Annotated in this window: 8 protein-coding genes; 2 read left to right on the forward strand and 6 right to left on the reverse strand. The window is 64.1% G+C overall.

The window, feature by feature from the left end; all coding sequences use genetic code 11:
* The first annotated feature begins 87 nt into the window (after positions 1-87).
* Positions 88-993 (forward strand): LysR family transcriptional regulator, encoded by a 906-nt coding sequence (locus EOB49_RS18030; RefSeq protein ID WP_127381772.1) that lies wholly within the window; start codon positions 88-90, stop codon positions 991-993.
* A gap of 17 nt (positions 994-1010) precedes the next feature.
* Here the strand turns inward: EOB49_RS18030 and EOB49_RS37705 are convergent, their stop codons facing one another.
* Positions 1011-1499, reverse strand: coding sequence for a hypothetical protein (locus tag EOB49_RS37705; protein WP_245472742.1), 489 nt, complete (start codon positions 1497-1499; stop codon positions 1011-1013).
* Positions 1500-1551: 52 nt separating this feature from the next.
* Here EOB49_RS37705 and EOB49_RS18035 point away from each other — a divergent pair, with 52 nt between their 5' ends.
* Positions 1552-2364, forward strand: coding sequence for a hypothetical protein (locus EOB49_RS18035; protein ID WP_245472743.1), 813 nt, complete (start codon positions 1552-1554; stop codon positions 2362-2364).
* On the opposite strand, the gene EOB49_RS18040 is transcribed toward EOB49_RS18035, so the two are convergent.
* The 5 genes from EOB49_RS18040 to EOB49_RS18060 all read right to left on the reverse strand — a co-directional run.
* The gene (locus EOB49_RS18040; protein ID WP_127381773.1) at positions 2359-2904 is read right to left on the reverse strand and encodes a gluconokinase; all 546 of its coding nucleotides are present in this window, start codon (positions 2902-2904) and stop codon (positions 2359-2361) included. The genes EOB49_RS18035 and EOB49_RS18040 overlap by 6 nt on opposite strands.
* Before the next feature lie 2 nt (positions 2905-2906).
* Entirely contained in the window at positions 2907-3893 is a 987-nt protein-coding gene (locus tag EOB49_RS18045; protein ID WP_127295464.1) for an ABC transporter permease, read from the reverse strand.
* Positions 3890-4870, reverse strand: coding sequence for an ABC transporter permease (locus EOB49_RS18050; protein WP_127381774.1), 981 nt, complete (start codon positions 4868-4870; stop codon positions 3890-3892). Before EOB49_RS18050 ends, EOB49_RS18045 begins: the two co-directional genes overlap by 4 nt.
* Positions 4867-6414, reverse strand: coding sequence for a sugar ABC transporter ATP-binding protein (locus EOB49_RS18055; protein WP_127381775.1), 1548 nt, complete (start codon positions 6412-6414; stop codon positions 4867-4869). The genes EOB49_RS18050 and EOB49_RS18055 overlap by 4 nt, the downstream gene beginning before the upstream one ends.
* 79 nt (positions 6415-6493) lie before the next feature.
* A partial coding sequence (locus EOB49_RS18060; protein WP_127381776.1) for a sugar ABC transporter substrate-binding protein occupies positions 6494-7549 on the reverse strand: 1056 nt, incomplete at its 5' end.

The following is a 7549-nucleotide window of genomic DNA, read 5'->3' on the forward strand; positions in this document are numbered from 1 at the left end:
GAAGCTTACTGTGCCCCTCAGGTGTGATAAACACCGAGGAAATGAACCGACTGTTCTCTTTTTGGGGAACAATACCGGGGCACGAAAATGCAAAATCTCGAACCCATCCTCATTTTCATAACGGTAGCGGAAATGGGGAGCTTCACCCGCGCAGCCGACAGCCTGGGCATCCACAAGGGGAGAGCCTCAACGGCGGTCCGGAAGCTGGAAGAAGATCTCGGTGTCAGGCTCCTGCACCGGACGACGCGCAACGTGCGGTTGACGGAAGACGGACGCGCATTTCATGCCCGTGCCCGCGATCTGCTCGCTGAAGTCGATGATCTGCACTCGATGTTTGCAGGCGATCGCGTGGCACTTCGCGGGCGTTTGCGGGTCGACCTTCCGACCGAAGTGGCGCGCACAACGATCGTGCCGGCGTTGCCGGATTTCATGGCGGCGCACCCCCAATTGGAGCTGGAGGTGTCGAGTACGGACCGGCAAGTCGATCTGGTTCAAGAGGGGTTCGATTGTGTATTGCGGCTTGGACCCATTCGCGACGAGACGCTGATCGCCCGCCCGTTGGGCCTGTTGCGCATGGCCAACGCTGCCAGTCCCGCCTATCTGGCGCGCCATGGCGTCCCTCGGTCGCTGGATGATCTCCAGCGTCAGGAACATAGGACAATTCACTTTTCGACGGTGCTGGGCGCGAGACCCTATGGATGGGAATATCCGGACGGCGACAGCTACGCGACGCTTCAGTTGCCAGGTGCGCTGCACGTCAACAGCGCGCAGACCTACGAAGCCGCCGCCCTCGCCGGCCTTGGTGTGATTCAGGCGCCACTTTTGGGCATTGGCCGATACTTGGAGAGTGGAGCGCTTGTCGAAATCATACCCGATTTTCGTCGACGGGCGCTCGCCGTATCCCTCGTCATTGCACATCGGAGCAATCTGTCGCGCCGAGTCCGCGCGTTCATGAAATGGATCGAAGATGTGCTGACGCCGTATATGGAATAGCGACTGCCGGTCAGCGATCAGCGATCCGGCGTCGCGGGCGCCAGCTCGCGCTGCACGAAAGAGCTGATAATCCTCTTGTGTCGGATGCCGATGACGTAAGCAACGCGCCTGGCCCAGATATAGGGCAACCGGAATTTGCAGAAATCTTGAGCGCGGACACGACCTTGCACGTCCCAAGCCGACGCAGTAAAGCGGGGGTCGAAGAACGGGCTGGACCGATGAGGCTGTGGTGGTTCGCAAAATCCCGCAAGGCCGCCCGCAAGCTGCCATCGGCAGCCAGTTTCCGCACTGAAATCATCGCCGACGTCTTCGTCCCGGAACGGGCGGAGGACGTGCGCTTCTTCAGCCGCAAGCTGGTTCACCCCGGCCGGCTTCGCCGCTTTTCCAACAAGGACCTTCGCGAAAGCCTGCTCTCCGTCTTCTACCTCATCGTGGCAGCGACCGTGCCGGTGCGCTGGTGGGCGCCGATCTGCGGCCGCGTATCGAGGTTTCGCCTGAAGCGCCATATGCGCAAGGAATTCCCGGCCTACGCGGCCGCGACACACGCGGTGCTTGGCGGTGGCATCGATACACGCAAGCTGTTCGAGGGGATTGCTGGCGGCGCGCCACCGCCGCCGCCTGCAACTTGCCGCACATCTGGTGGCTGGCCGCTGGTCGCCGACGATCCGGCTGGAGGGACTGGAGGGGCTGCGGTCGGCCTTGCAGCGCGGCCACGGCGCCATCCTCTGGTGCGATCAATTCACCGCCCAGACCATCATCGGCAAGCGCGCGCTATACGAGGCCGGTGTCGAGGCACATCAGGTGAGCGTCAACACCCACGGTATTTCCGAAAGCGCGTTCGGCCTGAGTTTCCTCAACCCGCCGCTGATCGATGTCGAAAACCGGTTCCTGAAAAGCCGGGTCGTCTTTGATCGCGACGACGCCTATCAGGTCACCATCCGCATCCAGAAGATCCTGAAGCAGAATGGCGTGGTGACGATGACCAACACCGTCCATGCCGGCACGATTTTCACCGAGGCAGCCATGGGCGAAAGCGGCTGGACGCATCTCGCCTCGGCGCCGGCGAATTTTGCCGCCAGGGGCCGAACCGCCCTGTTTGCCATGTCGACCTTCGAAGTGGTTCCCTTCATCGAGTACCAGGCCGTGCTCAGCCCCGAGTTGACGCCGGAGGCGTCTGTCACCCCGGCAAAGGACACCGCCAGGGATGGCGCCAAGAACATGGCTGTGCAGGCGCACTACATCCTGCTCAAGCGCGACCGCTTGCTGGAGGCGCTGAGGCTCTACCCCGAGCAGATGCTGACGTGGTCCCGCCGGCAGCGGCTGACCGAGGCGCCGGACAGCACCGGCATCGGAATGGATGAAGGCTCATGACCGGCGTATCAGGCGGACCGCGCCGGCGACGAGCTCACCGACCGGACGTGAGGCATCGAGTGTCAAGGCGCGCTCTTCCGCAACCGGCGGCTCGAGGATGGCGAACTGGCTGTCGACCAGGCTTGCCGGCATGAAATGGCCCTTGCGATTACCGACACGCTGCCTGGCCGTGGCAGGGTCGATCTCCAGATAGAGGAAGACGATTTCCGGGCAGAAGCTGCTCAGCCGGTCGCGGTAGCTGCGCTTCAGTGCCGAGCAGGCGGCAATCACGCCCTGTCCGCTGCCCACCGACTCCGCGATGCGCTCGCCGATCGCGTTGAGCCAGCCTTCGCGCAGTTGATCGGTAAGCGGTTCGCCGCTTGCCATGCGTGCGACGTTTTCCGGCGGATGCAGCCTGTCGCCCTCGATAAAGGCAACGCCCAGAGCGGCGGCAAGCCCGATGCCCACCGCCGACTTGCCGCAGCCGGCGACGCCCATAACCACGATGGCCGGCACCGAGCCGGGGGCGCTCGTCGGCGCCTGTGCTGCCGCTCCGTCCACGGTCAGCGGCTTGCCGGCGCGCGGCCGTAGAGCAGCAGCATGGCGACAATGACGACGCCATAGATGATCTGCCGCCCCGCCTCCGGCATCTGCATGACGGAGAGGATGGACTGCAGCAGCGTGATGAGGATGACACCGGCGACCGTGCCGAGATAGGAGCCGCGCCCGCCCAGGATCGAGGTGCCGCCAAGCACCACTGCGGCGATCGACGGCAGCAGATAAGCGTCGCCCATCGACTGCGCCGCCTTGGAGGCATAGCCGGCGAGCAATACGCCGCCGAAAGCCGAGAGCCCGCCGGAGACGGCGAAGGCGATCATCACCACGCGCCGCGTATCGATGCCGGAGAGATACGCCGCGCGTTCGCGGTTGCCGATGCCGTAGACGGTGCGGCCGAAGCTGGTACGGGTCAGCACGAACACCATCGCGGCTCCGATCAGCGCCCAGATGATAACCGCGTTGGGCACGCCCGGAATGGCGAAGCCGGTCGCCAGGTAGCGCATCGCGCCCGTTGCCGAATCCTGCGGCGAGAAGCCGCCGGTGTAGACCACCATCAGCCCTTGCGCGACAGCGTTGGTGGCCAATGTGATGATCATCGAGGGGATGCGCAGATAGGCGACGCCGATGCCGTTGACGACGCCGATCAGCATGCCGCAGAAAATACCGAACGGAATGGCCAGCGCCACGCCGACCGGGCCGTACGCCGCCGCAGCGCAGGCCATCATGGCGCCCGCTGCCACCGCCCATGGCACCGACAGGTCGATCTGACCGAGCAGGATGACCAGCATCATGCCGGTTGCGATGACGCCGAGGAACGAAGCCACCTTGAGCTGCTGCAGAAGATATTCAGGCGACAGGAAGCTTCTGGAATAGAGGCTGCCCAGGAACAGCAAGAGAACGATGCAGGCAAAGGCCGTCAGCACCGCCGGATCGGCACGGCGGATGAATCTGGGCATGCGGCCGGCAATACCGCCAAGCGTCGTTTCGCTCACAGGAACCACTCCAGCCGGTTACGGACCCGAAAAAGGACGAAGGCGCCGAGGCTGACGGCGACCAGCAGGATAACGCCCTGGAACAGCGGCTGCCAGAGCGGATCGAAATCGAAGACGAACAACAGGTCGCCGATGGTGCGGAAGGCCAGCGCGCCGAAGATGGCGCCGATGGCGCTGCCCTTGCCGCCGAACAGCGAAACGCCGCCGAGCACCACGGCTGCGATCGAAAACAGCGTGTAGGAGTTGCCGCTGGCATAGGCCGCCTCACCCGTATAGGTGAAGAAGGTCAGGAACAGCCCGCCGATCGCCGCCAGCAGGCCGGCCAGCGTGTAGGCAGCGAACTTGCCGCGCCGGATCGGCACGCCGGACATGTAGGCCGCCGTCTCCGATGAGCCGGCCGCGTAGGCCGCGCGGCCGAGCACCGAGCGGCTGAACGGCACCCAGATCACCAGCACGATGGCCAGCAGGACGACCAGGCTCGCCGGCACCACGCCGAACACACGGCCGGTCAGCGCATCGGCCAGATCCTCATTGACCGAGCCGCCCGGAAATGGCCGCAGCAAAAGGCCGATGCCGTAATAGACGGCGCCTGTGGCAATGGTGGCGACGATCGGCTGTAATCGGCCATAGATGACGATGGCGCCGTTGATCGCACCGCACAACAGCCCCACCGCCAGCACGGCGATGACACCGAGCGTCGTCTGCATCGGCGTGCCGACCACCAGCCAGGAGGCGAGGCAGTTGGTGAGCAGGAAGATCATACCGACGGACAAGTCGATGCCGGCGGTGATCACCACCAGCGTCTGCGCCATGGCGACAAAGGCGAGCAGCACGCCTTTGTTCGAGGCTGTCTGTACCACATTGGCGGTGAAGCCCGCCGGATGGTTCGAGGTGTAGATGACGAACATGACGATGAAGATGCCGAGCGCCAGCAGAGTTCCGCGCTGCTCGGCCAGCCAGTAACGCCAATCCTTCATGCGCTTGCTCCCAAACCCACCGGGCTGTCCTCGCCATGGATGTTAAGCGCGCTTGATATCAGCGCCCGCTCGGTGATCTCGGCACCGACCAGCTCGCGCTTGACCGCCCCGTCATAGAGCACCAGCACGCGATCGCAGCAGCCGATCAGCTCGTCATAGTCGGTCGAGTAGAACAGGATCGCAGCACCCGCGTCGGCCAGTTTGCGCATCAGCTGGTACAGCTCCTGCTTGGTGCCGACGTCGATGCCGCGCGTCGGATCGTTGAGCAGGATGATGCGTGGCTGGCGCATCAGCCATTTGGCGATGACCACTTTCTGCTGGTTGCCGCCCGAAAGCGCGCCGACCGGAATGTCGAGGCCCGCCGTCTTGATCGCCAGGAGGCCGACCATGTCGTCGATCAGCCGCTGCTCGGCGGCACGGTCGATGATGCCGGCTTTCGACAGCCGGTCGAGCGCCGCGAAGGACAGGTTCTCGCGCACCGTCATCGGCAGCATCAGACCTTCCGTCTTGCGGTCCTCGGGAATGAGCGCCATGCCGATGCCGTCGTCGCGCGCAACGGATGGACTGGTAATTGACACCGGCTTGCCGTCGATCAGGATCTGGCCGCCGAGGCCGCGCAGCACGCCGAAGAAGGCGAGCAGCAATTCGCGCTGGCCCTGGCCGTCGAGGCCGCCAAGGCCGACCACCTCACCCGCCCTGACGGTCAGCGAGATGTCGTGCAGCCGGTCGGCCCATGAGAGCTTGCGGCCCTCAAGCCTGGGGGCCGCGGCGGCAGGCACGGCCGCCGGCTTGGGCGGAAAGATATGGCTGTATTCGCGGCCGATCATCAGTTCGACCACCTCATTGTCGCTCTTCGAGCCGGCTGGATAGCTGGCGACATTGCGGCCGTTGCGGAACACCGTGCACTGATCCGCCAGTTCGGAGATCTCGTTCATGCGGTGCGAGATGTAAAGCAGCGCCAGCCCTTCCGAGCGCAGCCGCTTGAGCACCGCGAAGATCTTCGAGACATCCGCCGCGGTCAGCGCGGAGGTCGCTTCGTCGAGGATGAGGATGCGCGGCTTGCGTGCCAATGCCTTGGCGATCTCGACCATCTGCCGGCGCGACAATGGCAGGTCCTTGACCAGCGCCAGCGGGTGGATGTCAGCGGCGCCGGCGCGAGCAAGTGCTTCTTCGGCGATGCGGCGCTGCGCCTTGCGGTCGATCATGCCGAAGCGTTTGGGCGGGTCGGAAATGACGATGTTGTCGGCAACGCTGAGCTCGGGGACCAGCGACAGTTCCTGGAAGATGCAGACGATGCCGGCCTTGTTGGCGGCCCCCGGAGAAGCGAAGGTCGCCTCGCGCCCGTCCAGCGTCATGCGGCCCTCATCGGGCGCCACGACACCTGCCATGACCTTGATCAGCGTCGACTTGCCGGCGCCGTTTTCACCGAGAATGGCGTGGATGCTGCCGGCTTCGACGACAAGCTCGGCCTTCTCCAGCGCGCGTACACCGCCATAGCGCTTGGATATGCCTTCCATACGAAAGAGCGGAGCCGCACCGTCCATCGGCCCTCCCAGGGCGATTGTGGAATTGAGACAAGCGCCGCGGCTCAAGCCGCGGCGCCAGGTGACAGCCAGCGATGATTTACTGGTTTTCCTTGGTCTGACCCATGATTTCCTGGGCGCTGAAATTGATGCCGCAGGTCGGGAAGGAATTGCCGACGAAGAAATTATCGGATTCCTTGGGGAAGTAATCCGTGCCTTCCTTCAAGTTCGGGTCTTCGGCGATCGCCAGCGGCAGCTTCACCTCTTGTGGCACCACCTCGCCTTCGAGTGCGGCGATCGCGGTCTTGATGGCGACGGCGACCTGAGCCGGACCCGAGCCCGCGGACGAGCACTTCAGCCCGTCGGCCGAATGCGCGGCGCAGAACTTGCGGAAGCCGTTCTCGGTCTCGCCGCCAAACGGCACGAACGGATGCTTGGCGTCGATCATCGCCTGCACGATGCCGGTATCGCCGCCCTGGCCGGTGATGCCGTCGAACGGACCGTTGGTGGCGATCGCATCGGCGGTCACTTTCTGTGCCACGCCGTCATCCCATTTGCCGGCGACTTCGGTGACGTCCCACTTCTTGCCGGACGCAGCGAAGACCTCGTGGATGCCGTTGTGGCGGTCGGTGTCGACGGAGGTGCCGGCGACGCCGCGCACTTCCAGGATCTTGCCGCCATTCGGTATCTTGGCGACCAGCCACTTGGCCCACAATTCGCCAAGGCCCTTCTGATCGACATTGACGTTGATGGCATCCTTGGTGTCGAGGATGTTGTCGAAGGCGACCAGAACGATGCCGGCTTCCTTGGCGCGCTTGATGACCGGACCGAAGGCCGTCGGGTTCTGGGCGTCGGTGACGATGGCGTCATAGCCGGAATCGATGAAATTGTTGATCGCCGAGATCTGCGCCGGCACGTCCTCGCCCGTCGAGACGACCTTGAATTCCTTGATCTTGGCTTTGACTTCAGGTTGTGCGGCGTAGGCCTTGGCCGTCTGCACCATCTGGATGCGCCAGGTGTTGGCGATATAGCCATTGGCGAAGGCGATGCGGAACGGCCCTTCCTTCTTGGGATATTTGAAAAATTTGGTCTCCGCGCTCCACGGCGCGAAACAGTCCGCCTGAGCGGCAGGACCCGATACGAGTTCGGGTCCGGC

The sequence above is a fragment of the Mesorhizobium sp. M7A.F.Ca.MR.148.00.0.0 genome (assembly GCF_003997735.1).
GTDB lineage: Bacteria > Pseudomonadota > Alphaproteobacteria > Rhizobiales > Rhizobiaceae > Mesorhizobium.

What these genes read in the sequence shown, in the direction of transcription:
- EOB49_RS18030 (WP_127381772.1), top strand. Translation starts at nt 88, where the DNA reads ATGCAAAATCTCGAACCCATCCTCATTTTCATAACGGTAGCGGAAATG.
- EOB49_RS37705 (WP_245472742.1), bottom strand. Translation starts at nt 1,499, where the DNA reads ATGGCGCTTCAGGCGAAACCTCGATACGCGGCCGCAGATCGGCGCCCA.
- EOB49_RS18050 (WP_127381774.1), bottom strand. Translation starts at nt 4,870, where the DNA reads ATGAAGGATTGGCGTTACTGGCTGGCCGAGCAGCGCGGAACTCTGCTG.
- EOB49_RS18055 (WP_127381775.1), bottom strand. Translation starts at nt 6,414, where the DNA reads ATGGACGGTGCGGCTCCGCTCTTTCGTATGGAAGGCATATCCAAGCGC.